Here is a 17,933-nt window from a genome sequence, read left to right on the forward strand (position 1 = left end):
TTGGCTAAATTATATACGCTGTACGGAAACGAACAAGGGCGCCGTAGGTTCCCCACCGGCAATGGTTACCAAATCGGGGGTTATCAAATCTGGGGTTGCCAAATCGGGGCTATCAAATTGCACCGACGCCGCCATCCACGGCCAGTGTGTGGCCAGTCATGAAGGAATTCGAGGGGTCGGCGGCAAACAGGATGGCGGTCACGACTTCGTCCACTTCCGCCACCCGCTTCATCGGCACGCCGCGCGTCAGTTCGGCCAGCGCTGCGGCTTCCGGCGCGCCGGACATGCGCACGAAACCGTCGACCATGGCGGTCCGCGTGTGCGCCGGGCAGACGGCATTGATGCGGATGCCCTTGGTGGCGTATTCGGCGGCCGCCGATTTGGTCAGTCCGACCACGCCATGCTTGGCGGCGGCATAGACCGACAGTTTCGGCGCGCCGACCAGGCCGGCAACCGAGGCGATGTTGACGATGACGCCGCCCTTGCCCGTGGCCTTGAACTGCCGCTCCATCTGCGGAATCTGGTGCTTCATGGCGTAGAAGACGCCGAGCAGGTCGATTTCCAGCACGCGGCGCGCCTCGTCGGAGGCCACTTGCGGCAGGCGCACGGAACTCTGGACAATACCGGCGTTGTTGATGGCGATATCCAGCCGGCTGAATTTCTCCGCCGCCAGTTTCACCAGATCCTCGGACAGTTTTTCATCGGCTATGTCGCCGGCACGGACGGCGGTTTCAGTCTGCAAAGAGCCGGCGAGCTCGGCCAGCGCCTTGTCATCGATGTCGGACAGCACGAGGCGGGCGCCTTCGGCGGCAAAGCCCTTGGCCGCGCTGCGACCGAGGCCGCCGGCGGCGCCGGTGATCAGCACGGTCGCTCCATCGAAACGGCCCATCATGCCTCCCCTTTATGCCTGCTTGTCGATCAGCTTGCTGGCGACATGCGACAGCAGTTTCACCGCCTCGCCATAGGTCTTGGCCTTCTCGGGATTGGAGGCGTTGCCGTCCAGCGCCCGCTTGTAGACGCCTTGGCAGATCGCTGCCAAACGGAAGAAGGAGAAGGCGAGGAAGAAACTCCAATTGTCGATGCCGACAAGCCCGCGCCGCCGGCAATACGCCGCGACATAGGCTTCCTCCAAGGGCAGGCCGAGGGCAGCGCGGTCGACGCCGCCAAGACCGCGAAAGCCCGAGGCGTGCGGCAAGCGCCATTGCATGCATTGATAGGCGATGTCGGCGAAGGGGTGGCCAAGCGTCGACAGTTCCCAGTCGAGCACCGCCAGCACTTTCGGCTCATTGTGCGCGAAGATCATGTTGTCCAGCCGGTAGTCGCCATGCACCAGCGAGACGCGACCGTCATCGGTCGGCATATGCGTCTCCAGCCAGGCGATCAGCCGGTCCATGTCGGCGACCGTGCCGGTCTCCGAGGCGCGGTACTGGCTGGTCCAGCGTGCCAGCTGGCGTTCGAAGTAATTGCCGGGTTTGCCGAAATCGCCGAGCCCGATCGCCTCGACATCGACATCGTGCAGGGCCGCAAGCGTGGCGTTCATAGCATCGTAGAGGGCGGCGCGCTCATCGTTGCCAGCGGCCTCCGGCACTGCCGGATCCCAGAAGATGCGGCCGTCGAGAAAGTCCATGACGTAGAACATGCGGCCGATCGGCGTCGCCTCCGCCGACAGATGCAGCATCGCCGGCACCGGCACGGCGGTGCCGGCCAGGGCCTTCATGACCGTGAATTCGCGGTCGACCTGATGCGCCGATTTCAGCAACTGGCCCGGCGGCTTGGCGCGCAGGACATAGCGGCCGCTGGCCGCGGTCAGCAGATAGGTCGGGTTGGACTGGCCGGACTTGAATTTTTCGATTGCGGAAAGTCCGGCAAAACCCGGGATGTGCAACTCGAGATAGGGCGCAAGTTCTGTCTGATCCGGCGCATTGGCGTCGCCGCTCATGCGGTCTCCGGCTCACGCTCCATCAGCGTCAGCGTCAGCCAGCGCGCGGTCAGCGCCGGCTTCTTCGAGCCTTCGATCTCGATGGTCACGTCATGCGCCGTCTGCACCCAGCCCGACGGCCTGACCTTGACGTCGGCCAGCACGAAGCGGGTGCGGATGCGCGCGCCGGTCTTCACCGGCGCCAGGAAGCGCAGCGAATCGAAACCGTGGTTGACGCCCATCTTGCCCTTTTCCAGCGGCGGCATGGTCTCGAAGGTCATCGCCGAGAGCAGCGACAACGACAGGAAGCCATGCGCGATGGTGCCGCCGAACGGCGTCTCGTTTTTGGCCCGCTCGGGGTCGCAATGGATGAACTGGTGGTCGTCGGTGGCGTCGGCGAACTGGTCGATCATGGTCTGTGTGACCTCGCGCCATGGCGAGACGCCGACTTCCTTGCCGACGCTGGCCAGAAGCACATCGAGACTGATCGGTTCCACTGCGGTGTCCTCCCCTCGCCGCCGACCGCGGCTCATTCCTTGAACAGTGTCAGCCCATGCTGCACCGACTGCCCGCCGTCGATCGGCAGGATGGCGCCGGTGACATAGGAACCGGCACGGCTGCACAAATAGAGCGTTGCGCCGCCGATGTCATCCGCCACGCCGATACGGCCGATGGGGACATGGCTGCCGACATGTCTGGCCTTTTCGTCGGTGCCCGTGGCAAAGGCGGTCATCCGGCTCTGGAAGGGACCGGGCGCGAACGCGTTGACGGTGATGCGCCGCGCCGCGAGTTCGATCGCCAGCGTGCGCGTCAGGTGGTGAACGGCGCCCTTGGACGCGGTATAGGAATAGGCGTCGTCGGCCAGCGGCTGCGTGCCCATCACCGAGCCCAGATTGATGACGCGAGCCGGATCGGCATCGCTGGCCGCGGCTTCCAGCAGCGGCAGCAATTCGCGCGTCAGATGAAAGACGGCGGTGACGTTGACGGCGAACACCTTGGCCCAGCCGCTATAGGGAAAATCCTCCAGCGAGGCGCCCCAGGATATGCCGGCATTGTTGACGAGGATGTGCAGCTTCTCGGTGCGCGCCTTGACCTCGCTGACCAGCGCGGCAATGCCTGCTTCGCTCGAGACGTCACCGGCGAAACCTTCGGCACTGCCGGAGCCGCCGAGCCCGTTCAACTCAGCGGCGACCTTGATGCAATCCTCGCCCTTGCGCGAGGCGATCATCACGGTAGCGCCGGCTTGGACCAAAGCGGTCGCCACCATGCGGCCGATGCCGGTCGCGGCTCCCGTCACCAGCGCTGTCTTGCCGGCGACTGAGAACAGTTCTTCCAGATAGCTCATCGCAATTCCTCCGCGCCTCTCTGCTCACGGTCTGGGGCGAAAGGGCTCGCGTTGACAAGGCTACCCGAAGTACGGTCATCCTTGCCACGGGTAAAGTGCCCCAGATGCGTGAAAGGGTTGGAGACCGATGGCGGACATGAATCTCGGCATGACCGAGCGGCTGAAGCCGATCCACGCCCGCGTCGCCACCATGGTGCGCGATGAGATCATGCCGCTCGATCATGAGTTTTTGAGCGAGGTCGGCAAGGGCGGCGACCGCTGGGTCTACACCGCGCGGCAGACCGAGATCCTCGAAGGGTTGAAGAAGACGGCCAAGGAGCGCGGTCTGTGGAATTTCTGGCTGACCGGGTCCGAGCGCGGCTACGGGCTCTCGACCGTTGAATATGCCTATCTCGCCGAGGAGATGGGCAAGGCGCATCTCGGCGCCGAGACCTTCAACTGCTCGGCGCCCGACACCGGCAATATGGAGGTGCTGGAGCGCTATGGCTCGGAGGATCACAAGCAGGCATGGCTGGCGCCGCTGCTCGAGGGGAAAATGCGCTCGGCCTATCTGATGACCGAGCCGGACGTCGCTTCCTCCGACGCCACCAACATCGCCATGCGCTGCGAACGGCGAGGCGACGACTATGCACTCAACGGCGAGAAATGGTGGGCGTCGGGGGCCGGGGACCCGCGCTGCGCCATCTACATTGTCATGGTTCGGACCGGCGGCGAAGCCGAGCCGCAGCACCGCCGCCATTCGATGATCTTGGTGCCGTCCGGTACCAAGGGCGTGACCAAGCTGCGGCCGATGCAGGTTTATGGCGACGACGACGCGCCGCATGGCCACATGCATCTTCGCTTCGACAATGTGCGGGTGCCGGCCGGAAACCTGATCCTCGGCGAGGGCAGGGGGTTCGAGATCGCCCAGGGGCGGCTTGGCCCCGGCCGCATCCACCATTGCATGCGCGCCATCGGCCAGGCCGAAATGGCGCTGGAGCTGCTGTGCCAGCGCTCGGTGCGCCGCGAGGCCTTCGGCCAGCCATTGGCCAAGCTCGGCGCCAATTTCGACATCATCGCGGAGTGCCGCATGGAGATCGAGATGGCGCGGCTGCTCTGCCTCAAGGCGGCGTGGATGATCGACCAGGGCGATGCGCGCGCAGCCGCGCCCTGGATCAGCCAGATCAAGGTCATCGCACCGCGCGTCGCGCTCAAGGTCACCGACGAGGCAGTGCAGATGTTCGGCGCGCAAGGCATCAGCCAGGACACGCCGCTGGCACGCTCATGGACGCATCTGCGAACCCTGCGCCTCGCCGACGGGCCGGACGCCGTGCACCGCCGGCAGGTGGCGCGCACGGAGCTCAGGAAATACACGCAGGAAAAGGTCTGAGTGGATGAAAACCCTCATCGCCCGCGATCGCGCCGCTCGGCCACCTCGTCTATGCCGACAATCTGAAGGAGCTGGGTCGGCTGGCATCGCGCCGGCAAGGTTCGGCCGGTCATCGAAGGCACTTATCCGCTGGCCGATGCCGCCGCCGTGGTGACGCGCGTGCTTGGCCGTGGCGCATCCGGCAAGCTCATCCTCAAACTGTAAGGAGCCCCGCCATGGCGATCCCCTCAGACATGAAAGCACTGCTGCTGACCGGCGACGGCTACACCAGGACGCCCTCCGGCAGTGCGCTGGAGGCGATGGAGCCGTATCTCAAGCTTGGCAGCATCGGCGTGCCGACGCCCGGACCGAGCCAGGTGCTGATCAAGGTCAGCCTCGCCTCGATCAACCCGTCCGACGTCATGTTCATCAAGGGCCAGTACGGTCAGCCGCGCGCCAAGGGCCAGCCGGCCGGCTTCGAGGGTGTCGGCACGGTCGTTGCCAGCGGCGACGAGCCCTATGCGAAAAGCCTGATCGGCAAGCGCATCGCCTTCACCACAGGCGTCACCAATTGGGGCGCCTGGGCGGACTATGCAGTTGCCGAAGCTGCCGGCTGCATTCCGCTGCTCGACACGGTCCGCGACGAGGATGGCGCGGCGATGATCGTCAACCCGCTCACGGCGCTCGCCATGTTCGACATCGTCAAGGAGACGGGCGAAAAAGCCTTCATCATGACCGCCGGCGCCAGCCAGCTTTGCAAGCTGATCGCGGGTCTCGCCAAGGAGGCTGGGTTCCGGCCGATCGTCACCGTGCGCCGCGACGAGCAGATTCCGCTGTTGAAGGAGATCGGGGCTGCCCATGTGCTCAACGAGAAGGCGCCGGATTTCAAGGCAGCACTACGCGATGTGGTCAAGGCCGAGCAGCCGCGCATCTTCCTCGATGCCGTGACCGGGCCGCTGGCCTCGGCGATCTTCGACGCCATGCCGAAGCGCTCGCGCTGGATCATCTATGGACGGCTCGATCCGGACACCACTGTCATCCGTGAGCCCGGCCAGATGATCTTCCAACACAAGCACATTGAAGGCTTCTGGCTGGTCGAATGGATGCGCCAGTTCCGCGACAAGCGCGGCCCGGCGATCATGGAAGCACAGAAGCGCTTTTCGGATGGGCGCTGGTCAACCGACGTGACGGCGGTGCTGCCGCTGGATGAGGCGATGGCGAAGGCCCCGGCGGAGCTGGCCAAGCCGAACGGGAAGGTGTTTATTAGGCCGTGACTTTCTACCCTCCCCCTTGTGGGGAGGGTCGACGAAAGAGCAATTTTGCTCTTTCGTCGGGGTGGGGGTCTTGGCTCCTACCTCTGTTATCGCGGGAGCGCTGGACCGACGGTAGTTGGCGCTGCACCCCCACCCCGGACCTGCGGTCCGACCCTCCCCACAAGGGGGATGGTAAGCGGAGCTACTCCGCCGGCTCGACATTGGCGTACGCCGCTTCCTCAAGCTCCCGCTTCAGCCTCGCTTCCTCATGCGTCTTCGGCGTGACGAAGCGGCCGAGCAGGAGGTAGGCGACCGGGGTCAGGAACAGCGTCGAGACGGTGGCGAGACCCAGCCCGCCGACAATGACCCAGCCGAGCGCGATGCGCGCTTCGGCACCGGCGCCGGCGGCCAGCACCAGCGGGACCCCGCCGAGAATGGTGCAGATCATCGTCATCATCACCGGCCGCAGGCGGATGATCGAGGCCTGCTCGATCGCCTCGCGCACGCCGAGGCCGCGGTCGCGCAGCTGGTTGGCGAATTCGACGATGAGGATGCCGTTCTTGGCCATGACGCCGACCAGAAGCACGAGGCCAATCTGGCTGTAGGCATTGAGGCTGGTGCCTGACAAAAGCAGCGCAAAGATTGCGCAGGCAAGGCCGAGGGGGACCGTCGCCATGATGATGACGGCGCTGACGAAGCTTTCGAACTGGGCGGCGAGCACCAGGAGGATGATGACCAGCGCGAAGCCGAAAATGGTGATCATGGCGCTGTTGGTCTCGCCGAGCGTCGCGGCTTCGGCCAGCGGCAGGACGCGGCTGCCCGGCGGCAGCAGCGGGGCGGCGATCTGCTCGGCAACGCCGAGCGCGTCACCCAGTGCGAAATTGCCGTTCAGGTTCGAGGTGATCGCCACCGAAGGCTGCTGCTGTTCGCGGGTCAGCGACGGCGGCACGGCGCGCTCGGTCAGCGTGGCGATGGTCGACATTGGCACGAAGCGGCCGTCGGCGGTCTTCAGGAAGATGTTTTCCAGATCGGTCGGATCATTGATCGGGTTGGTGGTCGAGACCAGCTTCACGCCATAGCTGCGGTCGGCGATGTAGACATCGACGACATCGTTGCCGTCGAGCATCGCCTGCAAGGTGTTGGCGAGACCCGATATGTCGATGCCGAGATCGGAGGCGCGCTCGCGGTCGATCGCCACCGCCAGCTGCGGCTGCGTCGGGTCGATGGAAAGCCGCGGCGTCTGGAAGCGCGGATCGGCCTGCATCCGGGCGATGATCTTCACCGCCGCGTCGCCGAGCGCCTTGCGGTCGTTGCCGACCAGCGCGAATTGCAGGCCGTTGCCGGCGCCGCGAATGCCGAGGCTATTGGCCTGCACCGGGAAGATGCGCACGGATGGCACCTGCCGGGTCAGCTGGCTTATCTGCGCCATGATCTCCTGCTGGCTGCGCGTGCGCTCGTCCCACGGCGCCAGCGTCATCACCATGAAGCCGGAATTGTAGGCGCCGTTCTGGCCGGCGTTTTCGAAGGTCGAGACGATCTCGCCGGAATCGCGCAGCGGCTGGATCAGCCGCTCGATCTTCTGCATCTGCTGCGTGGTGTAATCGAGGCTGACGCCTTGCGGCGCGTTGATGCGCAACAGCACGACGGCGCGGTCCTCGCTCGGCGTCAGTTCCTGGCGGATGGTGCCGAACAGGCTGAAGGCGACGCCCGCAAACAGCACCGCAACCAGCAGCACGATCCACGGCGCGCCGAGGCAGGCATGCAGGGCGCGCTTGTAGGCCGCGTTCAGCGCGCCACCGACGCGCGCGCCAATGCCGTGACCGCCTTCATGGTGGAGCGATGCGCCGGTCAACATGCGCGAGGCCAGCATCGGGCACAGCGTCAGCGCCACCACGCAGGAGAGCAGCACCGACATGGCGAGGACGAAGCCGAATTCGCGAAACAGGCCGCCGGTCTGTCCCGGCAGGAAGGAGATCGGCACGAAAACGGCAACGAGCGTCAGCGTCGTGGCGATGACTGCGAAGAACACTTCTTGGGCGCCGAGCACGGCGGCGGCACGAGGCCCCATGCCTTCGTTGCGCCGTCGCACGATGTTTTCCAGAACGACGATGGCGTCGTCGACGACAAGGCCGGTTGCCAGCACCAGCGCCAGAAGCGTCAGGATGTTGATGGAGAAGCCGGCGAGATAGATGGCGGCGATGGTGCCAATCATGGCGACCGGCATTGACAGACCAGGGATCAGCGTCGCGCGCCAGTCGAGCAGGAAGATGTAGATGACGATCAGCACCATGGAGATCGACAGGCCGAGCGCGATCTCGACCTCGTGCACGGCGCCGTTGACGAAGACTGCGTCGTCGCTGGTGATCTTGATCGACATGCCCTTGGGCAGGTTTTCCTGCAGCTTGGCGACGGCTGCCTTCACTCCGGTGGAAATATCCAGCGTGTTCGATTCCGCCTGGCGGATGATGCCAAGGCCAATGCCGGTCTTGCCGTCGGAGCGCAACGAGGTCTGGCCGATGTCGGGACCGAGCGTGACGGTGGCGACGTCGCGGATGCGCGTCGTGCCGCCGATGATGATGTTTTCGAATTCTTCCGGCGTCGTCACATCGGCCGTGGTGCGGACGATGAGATCCTGGTTGGTGGTGGTGATCGAACCGGCTGGTGAATCGAAAGCGACCGAGGCAAGCGCTGCCCTCAGATCGGCCACAGTGAAGCCGAGGCTGGCGAGCTTGTTCTGGTCGACATCGATGCGGAAGATCTTGTCGCGGTCGCCATAGACCTGAACGTCGGCGACGCCAGGCACGGCAGCCAGTTCGTCCTCGATCTGGTCCTGGACGATCACCGTCATGTCCTGCACCGACATGGTGTCGGAGGTGACGGCCAGTCGCATCACGGCATCGGAATTGGCATCGGCCTTGACGATGCGCGGCGGGTCGGCGGTCTCCGGTATCATGTTGGCGACACGGCCGACCGCGTCGCGCACGTCGGAGGCGGCGACGTTCAAATCGACGCCGTCGTTGAACTCGATGGTGACGCGGCTCTGGCCGAAGGAAGAGGTCGACGAGATCGACTTGACGCCGGAGACGCGGGCGACCGCGCCCTCGATGGTGTCGGTCAGTTCACGGTCGACGGTTTCGGCGGCGGCACCCTCGAAGGCCGTCGACACGGTGACCACGGCGCGGTCGACATCGGGCAGTTCGCGGATTTCGACGCCATAGAAAGCGGCAAGGCCGGCCACTGCGATCAGCGTGTTCAGCACGAAGGCCATAACCGGCCTGCGGATGAAGAGTGCGGTGAAGCCGGTTTCGCTGGCGGTGCTGACGGGTGCAGTCATGAGCCTTCGGCAGCTTCCGCGGCGCGCTGATCCTGGCCGGCGATGCGGACCGCGCCGCCTTCGCTGACGCTCTGGGTGCCTTCGGTGACGACCATGTCGCCATCCTCGATCTCAGCGTCGATCAGCACCGTCTCAGTGTTGCGCTGGATGATGCGCACGGGAACGCGCCTGGCCTTGCCGTCCTCGACCTGCCAGACATAGGCGCCGTCGGAACCCCACAGGATTGCCAGCGGGCTGACGGCCGGATAGGTGTCGCCGGGGAAGCGCATGGTGATGCCGAACGACATGCCGGCGCGCAGCGAATCCGCCGGATTGGCGATTGCAGCCTTGACCAGCAGGGTGCGGCTCTTTTCGTCGATGTGGTTGTCGATGGCCGACACAGTGCCGGTATAGGCCTTGCTCGGATTGGCGATCGGCGTCGCCGACAGTTGCGCGCCGACCTTGACGGCGGCGGCGAAGCGCTCGGGCACCAGGAAATCGACCAGGATGGAGGAGCGGTCGTCAAGCGTGGCGATCGCCGACTGGCTGGTGACGTAATTGCCGGCCGATATCGGCAGGATGCCGACCGTGCCGGCGATAGGGGCGACGATCGAACGACGCTGCAAGGCGAGTTCGGCATCCTGCAGCGCCAGTTTGGCGCCGGCCAGCACCACTTGGGCATCGGCGACGGCGACCGGGGTCGCGGCGTTGGAGGCCCTCAATGATTTCACCCGCTCGAGCTTGTCCTGGGCATCCTGCAAGGCAAGCTTGGCACGATCTTGCGAGATCACCTCGGTCTCGGAATCGAGAACAGCGATGATCTGCCCCTTGTCGACGCGGGTGCCGGATTGGACGAGAAATTCAACGAGGCGCCCAGAGCTGTATGGGTTGACCGTCACCGAGGCGTTGGCGCGGCCGGTGCCGATCGCCTGCAGGCGATCGTTGATGGTGGCGGTGGTCGCCGGCAAGGCGACGACATTTGCCGGGCGGCCGGCAGCGTTGCGGCCGCCTGCCTGTTTTGTCGTGTCGACCGCACCGGTTGTGGCGGGCGCCGAAGCATAGGTCCAGTCGATGCCCCAGCGTGCTAGAACCTCCGGCGCGCCCGGGAAGAATCGCGCCCAGGCGAGGACAGCCGCGACCAGGATCACAAGCGCAAAAACGATCTGTTTCCAGGCGGCCATCGACACTCCGGTTGGCAAAACGTCTACCGGTTTCGCCAAGCAAAAAAACGCGCAGCGACGCACCCGGTATGTGCGAAGCCGCCGCAATATCATGGCTTTATGGCAATTCTGCCGCTTCCATGCACATTAAATCTGCGTAATTTTGCGCACCTGCGGCGGGGATTGAACGTGTCAGCGCAGGCTTTCGAGGTCGCGGATGCGCCTGGCGCTGTCGGCCTCGAGCTGCCTCGTGACGGCGCCGATCAGCGTCTCGGCGACAACGAACAGAGCGGCCGAAGAGTCCCACGCCGAAGGCACGGCGGTGCGTCCGGCAATGACATGGCGGGCAAAGCGGGCGATCGGCGATAGCCACTGGTCGGTGAACAGCACGATCTGAACGCCGCGCTGATGCGCGGTCTGGGCAAAGCGGACCAGACTGTCCTGGTAGCGCCTGATGTCGAAGATCACCAGCACGTCGCGCTTGCCCATGTCGATCAGCCGGTCGCGCCAGATGCTCTCCTGGCCGGCAAGGTGATAGACATCGGGCTGGATGATGGCGAGGTGGGCGGCCATGTAGCGTGCCAACGGATCGGTGAAGCGGCCGCCGATCAGGAATGTCTTGCCGCGCCGGTCGGCAAGCCTTGCGGCGATGTCGGCAAGCTGTCTGTCGGAGAGATGCCTGAAGGTCTCGCGCATATTGTCCAGCGTCGCCTCCAGCATTGGCGATACTGCACCGCTTGGGGAGGCCGGGTTGAGCGTGCGCGATGCCGGCGACTGCAATTGCGCCGCCAGTTCGTCCTGCAGCGCCGACTGGAATTCGGGATAGTTCTGGAACCCCAGCCTGGAGACAAAGCGCAGGATGGTCGGCGACGATACGCCGGCGGCGGTCGAGAACTCGGCGACCGTCTTCAGCCCGATCAGCGGATAGTTCGCAATCAGTGTCTGCGCGGCGCGGCGCTCGCCGGCCGGCATCGTGCCGATGCGGTCCGAAATCAGTTCGGCAATGCTGGAAATCATCGTTTTCCCCACCCCTGAGCCCGTCCAGACCGCTTCCCCGAAATCGCGTTTGACAAAGCCGGACAAACTGTATGAAATCATCCACAGGGACGCAATGAGGCAAAATACGTAACATAAGATACAGCGCTCCCCAGGGGACGGCAGACTATGGAGAGAGCACGGCCCGCCAGCCTTGCATCGTCTGATACCGTAGGGGTGACGAACCCCGGCGGGTCCAGCCCTTTCGTGCTGACCTGCGACCACGCTTCCAACTTCCTGCCGTCCGAATTCGGCACGCTTGGCCTGCCGGCCGAGGACCTCTCCCGCCACATCGCCTGGGACCCCGGCGCGCTGCCGGTGGCGCGCCGCATCGCGACCGCCCTCGATGCGACGCTCATCGAAACCCGCATCTCGCGCCTGATAATCGACTGCAACCGTCCGCTCGAGGCACCGGACCTGGTGCCGCCGGTAAGCGAGACGACGGCCATTCCGGGCAATGCCGGCCTGTCGGACAGTGAGCGCGCCGAGCGCATCGCTTTGTCGTGGCGGCCGTTCCACGACACGATCGCATCGATCATCGACGACCGGCAGGCGCGTGGGCAGGACACCCGGCTGGTGTCGGTGCATTCCTTCACGCCGGTCTACAAGGGCAAGAACCGGCCCTGGCATATCGGCATCATCCATGATGACGACCGCCGGCTGGCGTCGCCGCTGATAGCGGCGCTGCAGCGGCTCTCCGGCGTCACTGTCGGCATCAACGAGCCCTATTCGCCGGCCGACCGCGTCTATTTCACTTTGGAGCGCCATGCACGCTCGCGCGGCCTTGCCTGCGCAATGATCGAAATCCGCAACGACGAGATCTCCGGCGAGACCGGGCAGCGGAAATGGGCGGATCTGCTCACGGGCATTTTTTCTGACCTGGAACCCGAGGAGGCCAAGGGTTCCCGGCGACACGCAATGGGAAAGTCAGTTCAATCGGCCAGCTAGAAAAACAGGGGACGAAAATGGCAGGACCGGACAAATCAGACGCTGAAAGATCGGAGGATGTAAAAACCCTCCATAGCATGGGCTATGCCCAGGAGTTGGCTCGCCGCATGAGCGGCTTCTCGAATTTCGCAATTTCCTTTTCGATCATTTGTATTCTGGCGGGCGGCATCACGTCCTTCCCGCTGGCCATGGCGACCGGCAGCGGCTTCGAGGCGACTGTCGGCTGGGTCATCGGCGGCGTCTTTGCACTTGTCGTTGCCGCGTCCCTTGGCCAGATCGGCTCGGCCTACCCAACGGCCGGCGGTCTCTACCACTGGTCGTCAATTCTCGGCGGGCGCGGCTGGGGCTGGGCCACGGCCTGGATCAACTTGCTCGGCCTGGTCTTCGTCGTCGCCTCGGTCAATGTCGGCGTCTACGCGCTGTTCAAGGACCTTGTCTGGTCCGGCGTGTTCGGCAACGACGTCTCCGCGTGGGGCTATCAGGAGCAGGTGATCGGCGTTGTGATCATCACGGTCGCACAGGCGCTGATCAACCATTTCGGTATCAGGCTCACCACCATGCTGACGGATTTCTCGGGCTACCTCATTCTGGTCGTCGCCGTCGTGTTGACCGCGATGTTCCTGATCTGGGGCGCAAGCTGGGATTTCTCGCGGCTCACCACCTTCGTCAACAACACCGGTGATCCAGGCGCAGGCTACGTTCCGACCGCACGGACGGCACTCGTCGCCTTCCTGATCGGCCTGCTCTACCCACTCTACACCATCACCGGCTTCGACGCTTCGGCCCACACGTCCGAAGAGACCCACAATGCCCGCGTGGCGGTGCCGCGCGGCATGATCCATTCGGTCCTGTGGTCGCTGGTGTTCGGCTTCGTCATGGCCGTTTCGTTCGTACTGGCCAGCCCCGATCTGGCAGCGACGGCCAAGGATGGCGCCAATGCCTGGTTCAATCTCTTCAACAACCTGCCGGCACCATTCCTGCTGAAGAGCATCATTGCCATCGCAATCGTGCTGGCGAACTTCATCTGCGCTCTCGCCGGACTGACGTCGACCTCGCGCATGATCTTTGCCTTCGCGCGTGACGGCGGCCTGCCCGGTTCGTCGGTGTGGAAAACCGTCAGCCCGACATGGCGCACGCCGGTGGCGGCAATCTGGCTCGGAGCGGTGCTCGCGGTCGCAGCGACATTGTACTCACCGGCTTTTGCCGCACTGGCGGCCGGCTGTGCATTGTTCCTCTACGTGTCCTACGCCATGCCCGTGGCCGCCGGCCTGCTTGCCGAGGGCAAGAGCTGGACCGAATTCGGCCCGTTCCGCCTCGGCATCTGGTCCAAGCCGTTCGCCGTCATCACGGTGCTTGGCGTTCTGGTGCTGATGTATGCCGGCATCCAGCCGCCCTTCGACATCCTGATCAACTATGCCATCGGCCTGATCGTTCTGCTCGTGGTGCTGTGGTTCGGCATCGAATCGCGCCGCTTCAAGGGCCCGCCGATCGGCGCCGACATTGCTCGCCGCGCTTCGGAGATCGCGGCCGCGGAAGCAGCCGTCGGCCAGACGGCAGGCTAACAGCAAAGACTAGATGCTCCGGCCGGCGCAAGCCGACCGGGGCAGGGCCGGCCAGCTAAGAATGCAAAGGGGACTACAATGGCAGCACCGGGTTATTCAGACACAGACAAGGCGGAAGACGTAAAGCACCTCCATTCCATGGGCTACGCCCAGGAACTTGAGCGGCGGCTAAGCCGCTTCTCCAACTTCGCCGTTTCCTTCTCCATCATCTGCATCCTGTCGGGCGGCATCAATTCGCTGGCGCAGGCAACGTCGGGCGCCGGCGGTATCGGTATCGGCATCGGCTGGCTGGTCGGCTGCTTCGTTTCGCTCACCTTCGCGGTCGCCATGTCGCAGATCAGCTCGGCCTATCCGACGGCCGGCGGCCTCTATCACTGGGGTTCGATCCTCGGCAATCGCGGCACCGGCTGGGTGACGGCCTGGCTCAACCTGCTCGGCCTGATCACCGTGCTCGGCGCCATCAATGTCGGCACCTGGACCTTCTTCATCGGCGCCTTCGGGCCGACGCTCGGCATCGAGGGTACGCTGACCAATCAGATGATCTTCCTGGTCATCATCACTGGCGCCCAGGCGCTGATCAACCATCTCGGCATCAAGCTGACTGCGAAGTTGACCGACTTTTCGGGCTACCTGATCTTCTTCGGCTCGATCCTGATTGCTGTCGTCTGCCTGTTCTCCGCCGAGACCTGGGATTTCAGCCGGCTCTTCACCTTCCACAACTACTCGGGTGAGGCCGGCGCCAGCGTCTGGCCGTCCGTCTCGAACGCCTGGGTGTTCGCTCTCGGCCTTCTGCTGCCGATCTACACCATCACCGGCTACGATGCTTCGGCACACACTTCCGAGGAAACCATCAAGGCGGCCTCATCGGTGCCGCGTGCGATGGTGATGTCGGTTATCTGGTCGGCGGTCTTCGGCTATTTGTTCCTAGCCGCCTTCGTACTGATGATCCCCAACATGGACGACGCCGCCAAGCAGGGTTGGAACGTGTTCTTCTGGGCCTTCGACCAGCGCGTCAGTCCCGGCCTCAAGGAGTTCGTCTACCTCGTCGTGTTCATCGCCCAGCTGTTGTGCGGCCTCGCAACCGTCACCTCGGCTTCGCGCATGATCTTTGCCTTCTCGCGTGACGGCGGCCTGCCGGGCTCGTCGGCACTGGCCAAGGTCAGCCCGACCTATCGCACGCCGGTGGCGGCGATCTGGACGGCGTCGGTCCTGTCGGTGCTGTTCGTCTGGGGTTCGACGCTGGTTTCGGTCGCCGGTACCTCGGCCTACACCATCGTCGTGTCCTGCACCGTCATCTTCCTGTTCCTGTCCTTCACCGTGCCGATCGTGCTCGGCATGGTGGCCTGGGGAACGCCGAAGTGGGACAAGATGGGACCGTGGAACCTGGGCCGTGGCATCTTCATGCTGTTCGGCGTTCTCTCGATCGTGTCGATGATCCTGATCTTCATCATCGGCATCCAGCCGCCGAACGACTGGGCGCTGTACATCACCGTCGGCTTCTTCATCCTGACGGCGATTGTCTGGTTCGCCTTCGAGCGCAATCGCTTCCAGGGCCCGCCGCTGGGCGACATCATCGCGGCGCGTCAGGCAGCGATCAAGGCTGCCGAACAGGCTGTCGGCGAAACCGGCCACTGACGTCACCATCATGGCCATGGCCGGCGTGCAGCCGGCTATGGTTTCGTCCTCAACGACCAAGCACTGGAGTGCCAAAGGAATGGCCGGAAATTTCTCGTTCGATCAGTTGAAGAAAGCGGTCTCCAATGGCGAGATCGACACGGTGCTGGCCTGCATCGTCGACATGCAGGGGCGGCTCGCGGGAAAGCGTTTCCTGGCGCAGTACTTTGTGGATTCTGCTCATGACGAGACGCATGGCTGCAACTATCTGCTCGCCGCCGACATCGATATGGAGCCGGTGCCGGGCTACAAGGCGGCAAGCTGGTCGAAGGGCTATGGCGACTTCGTCATGAAGCCGGACCTTGCCACGCTGCGGCGGATTCCGTGGCTGGAAAAGACCGCGCTGGTGATCTGCGACGTGCTCGACCACCACACCCATGACGACCTTCCGCATTCGCCGCGCGCGATGCTGAAAAAGCAGGTCAAGCGGCTCACCGAACGCGGCTATATCGGCTACTTCGCCTCCGAGCTCGAATTCTACCTGTTCAACGAGACCTATGATTCCGCCCGCAAGAAGCACTGGCAGGGGCTCGACACCGCGTCGCCCTATATCGGCGACTACCAGATCGGCATCACCACCAAGGAAGAAGGCGTCATGCGCCGGCTTCGCAACGAGATGGAAGCGGCGGGCATTCCGATCGAAAACTCCAAGGGCGAATGGGGCCCGGGGCAGGAAGAGATCAATGTGCGCTATGCCGAGGCGCTCGACATGGCGGACCGCCACGTCATCCTGAAGAACGGCGCCAAGGAGATTGCCGAGTCCGAAGGCAAGTCGATTTCCTTCATGTCGAAATACAATTACGGGCTCGCCGGTAATTCCAGCCACATCCACAATTCGCTGTGGAGCGCCGATGGCAAGACGCCATTGTTCTTCGACAAGAAGGCGGACTGGACTTTGTCCACGCTTGGCCAGCAATGGGCGGCTGGGCAACTGAAATATGCCAGGGAGTTTACCTGGTTCCTGGCGCCCTACATCAACTCCTACAAGCGCTTCCAGGCCGGCACCTTCGCACCGACCAAGATCATGTGGAGCGAGGACAACCGCACCGCCGGCTTCCGCCTGTGCGGTGAGGGCACCAAGGGCATCCGCATGGAATGCCGCATCGGCGGCGCCGACCTGAACCCCTATCTCGCTTTCGCGGCGCTGATCGCCGCCGGCCTTGCCGGCATCGACGAGAAGCTCGAACTGCAGAAGCCGTTCGTCGGCGATGCCTACCAGGCCTCGCGCCTGCCGGAGATCCCGAAGACGCTGCGCGACGCCACCGAGACGCTGGCCAAGTCGAAGATGTTGAAGCAGGCGCTCGGCGACGATGTGCTCGAACATTATGTCCACACCGCAAAGTGGGAGCAGTTCGAATACGACCGCCGCATTACGGATTGGGAACTGCACAGGGGGTTCGAGCGGTATTAAAACTTTATACAGCTTTAATGTTGACAATGTAGTGAAGTTAGTACCATATGGTACCTGTAAACTGCAGTGCGCTACATTGAGGAGTTTGCAATGTCCAAATATGCGCCGCTCAAGGACTTTCTCATTGCCCAAAATGTCGATCGCATTCCGATGTCATTCGCCGAAATCGAGAGAGTGCTCAATCTGCCGCTGCCCGCATCGAAGCAATACCCTGCATGGTGGAGCAACAATCCGAGCAACAATCCCATGACAAGGGAGTGGCTTGAGGCTGGGTTCGAGACCGAATCCGTCAATATAGGGAGTGGGAAATTGGTATTTCGCCGCGTTCGCAAAGTGCCCATTTCGGCGCCGCCCAGTGGTAGCGTGCCTGCCGCGCCAAAGGAGGCGCGCGCGGATCGCCACCCCGGTTTTGGTTTCATGAAGGGCCTGATAACAATCGAAGCCGGATTTGATATCACCAAACCTTTCGATGACGAGCCATGGGACCGGGGCTATCTGGGCGGTGAGGCTGACGCGCGTGACGGCAAACTTGCGGTGCGTAAATGAGCGAAGGGCCAAACCTGCTTCTGGATACATGTGCGATGATCTTTGTCGCCAACGATAGTCTGATCGATCCGCACGCAAGCCGGGAGATTTCGGAAGCGGCCTATGACGGCCGTCTGTATCTTTCGCCGATGTCGGCATGGGAGATCGGAATTGGCGTAGCCAAGGGCCGGCTCAATCTGCCATTGGCGCCACTCGACTTCGTGGAGAGATTCATCGAGCGAATGTCGGCAAAGCTCAGCGCTATCTCACCAGCCATTCTGATTGCGTCATCCAACCTGCCCGGTCCGCCTCATGGTGATCCCATGGATCGGATACTGATGGCAAGTGCGAGAGCGTTGGACATGGTTCTGGTGACGCGTGACGAGCCCATCCTTCGCTATGGCCGCAATGGCCATCTGCGCACCCTAGCCTGCTAAACTG

General features: G+C 63.7%; 15 protein-coding genes. 8 read left to right on the forward strand and 7 right to left on the reverse strand.

The features are described from left to right. Positions 1–112: 112 nt before the first annotated feature. From NKI15_RS11320 to NKI15_RS11335, 4 genes are read right to left on the reverse strand one after another with little or no spacing between them, the layout of a single operon-like run. Entirely contained in the window at positions 113–889 is a 777-nt protein-coding gene (locus NKI15_RS11320) for an SDR family NAD(P)-dependent oxidoreductase (RefSeq protein ID WP_023695622.1), read from the reverse strand. A 12-nt stretch (positions 890–901) separates the two neighbouring features. Continuing rightward, positions 902–1,939, reverse strand: coding sequence for a phosphotransferase family protein (locus NKI15_RS11325; RefSeq protein ID WP_352886110.1), 1,038 nt, complete (start codon positions 1,937–1,939; stop codon positions 902–904). Next, a complete protein-coding gene (locus NKI15_RS11330) occupies positions 1,936–2,451 on the reverse strand; it encodes a MaoC family dehydratase (RefSeq protein ID WP_280790892.1) in 516 nt (171 codons plus the stop codon). Before NKI15_RS11330 ends, NKI15_RS11325 begins: the two co-directional genes overlap by 4 nt. Then, positions 2,448–3,263, reverse strand: coding sequence for an SDR family oxidoreductase (locus NKI15_RS11335; RefSeq protein WP_023710918.1), 816 nt, complete (start codon positions 3,261–3,263; stop codon positions 2,448–2,450). Before NKI15_RS11335 ends, NKI15_RS11330 begins: the two co-directional genes overlap by 4 nt. Positions 3,264–3,390: 127 nt before the next feature. Here NKI15_RS11335 and NKI15_RS11340 point away from each other — a divergent pair, with 127 nt between their 5' ends. Both NKI15_RS11340 and NKI15_RS11345 read left to right on the forward strand, forming a co-directional pair. Beyond that, positions 3,391–4,632, forward strand: a complete 1,242-nt coding sequence (locus NKI15_RS11340) for an acyl-CoA dehydrogenase family protein (RefSeq protein WP_023691847.1) — start codon at positions 3,391–3,393, stop codon at positions 4,630–4,632. A 215-nt stretch (positions 4,633–4,847) separates the two neighbouring features. Beyond that, positions 4,848–5,885, forward strand: coding sequence for a zinc-binding dehydrogenase (locus NKI15_RS11345; protein WP_023691846.1), 1,038 nt, complete (start codon positions 4,848–4,850; stop codon positions 5,883–5,885). A gap of 181 nt (positions 5,886–6,066) precedes the next feature. Here the strand turns inward: NKI15_RS11345 and NKI15_RS11350 are convergent, their stop codons facing one another. The 3 genes from NKI15_RS11350 to NKI15_RS11360 all read right to left on the reverse strand — a co-directional run bounded on the left by NKI15_RS11350 (position 6,067) and on the right by NKI15_RS11360 (position 11,354). Then, entirely contained in the window at positions 6,067–9,198 is a 3,132-nt protein-coding gene (locus NKI15_RS11350; RefSeq protein ID WP_023704042.1) for an efflux RND transporter permease subunit, read from the reverse strand. After that, positions 9,195–10,358, reverse strand: coding sequence for an efflux RND transporter periplasmic adaptor subunit (locus tag NKI15_RS11355; RefSeq protein ID WP_023691844.1), 1,164 nt, complete (start codon positions 10,356–10,358; stop codon positions 9,195–9,197). Before NKI15_RS11355 ends, NKI15_RS11350 begins: the two co-directional genes overlap by 4 nt. A gap of 171 nt (positions 10,359–10,529) precedes the next feature. Continuing rightward, positions 10,530–11,354 carry a MurR/RpiR family transcriptional regulator gene (locus NKI15_RS11360; RefSeq protein WP_023671160.1) on the reverse strand — a complete coding sequence of 275 codons (825 nt, stop codon included), beginning with the start codon at positions 11,352–11,354 and terminating at the stop codon, positions 10,530–10,532. Between the two features lie 147 nt (positions 11,355–11,501). Here NKI15_RS11360 and NKI15_RS11365 point away from each other — a divergent pair, with 147 nt between their 5' ends. From NKI15_RS11365 to NKI15_RS11390, 6 genes are all read left to right on the forward strand, one after another. Further along, the gene (locus NKI15_RS11365; protein ID WP_023691843.1) at positions 11,502–12,320 is read left to right on the forward strand and encodes an N-formylglutamate amidohydrolase; all 819 of its coding nucleotides are present in this window, start codon (positions 11,502–11,504) and stop codon (positions 12,318–12,320) included. 17 nt (positions 12,321–12,337) lie between these two features. Beyond that, entirely contained in the window at positions 12,338–13,882 is a 1,545-nt protein-coding gene (locus NKI15_RS11370; RefSeq protein WP_023691842.1) for an amino acid permease, read from the forward strand. Positions 13,883–13,960: 78 nt separating this feature from the next. Further along, complete coding sequence (locus NKI15_RS11375; RefSeq protein WP_023691841.1) at positions 13,961–15,517, forward strand: amino acid permease; 1,557 nt, start codon at positions 13,961–13,963, stop codon at positions 15,515–15,517. A 79-nt stretch (positions 15,518–15,596) separates the two neighbouring features. After that, on the forward strand, positions 15,597–16,967 hold the full coding sequence (locus NKI15_RS11380; RefSeq protein ID WP_023671164.1) for a glutamine synthetase family protein: 1,371 nt from the start codon (positions 15,597–15,599) through the stop codon (positions 16,965–16,967). Between the two features lie 90 nt (positions 16,968–17,057). After that, positions 17,058–17,513, forward strand: coding sequence for a DUF7662 domain-containing protein (locus NKI15_RS11385; RefSeq protein WP_023691839.1), 456 nt, complete (start codon positions 17,058–17,060; stop codon positions 17,511–17,513). Continuing rightward, on the forward strand, positions 17,510–17,929 hold the full coding sequence (locus tag NKI15_RS11390; protein WP_023804693.1) for a type II toxin-antitoxin system VapC family toxin: 420 nt from the start codon (positions 17,510–17,512) through the stop codon (positions 17,927–17,929). Before NKI15_RS11385 ends, NKI15_RS11390 begins: the two co-directional genes overlap by 4 nt. Positions 17,930–17,933: the final 4 nt, after the last annotated feature.

The organism is Mesorhizobium sp. M0862, from assembly GCF_040319795.1.
Taxonomy (GTDB): domain Bacteria; phylum Pseudomonadota; class Alphaproteobacteria; order Rhizobiales; family Rhizobiaceae; genus Mesorhizobium.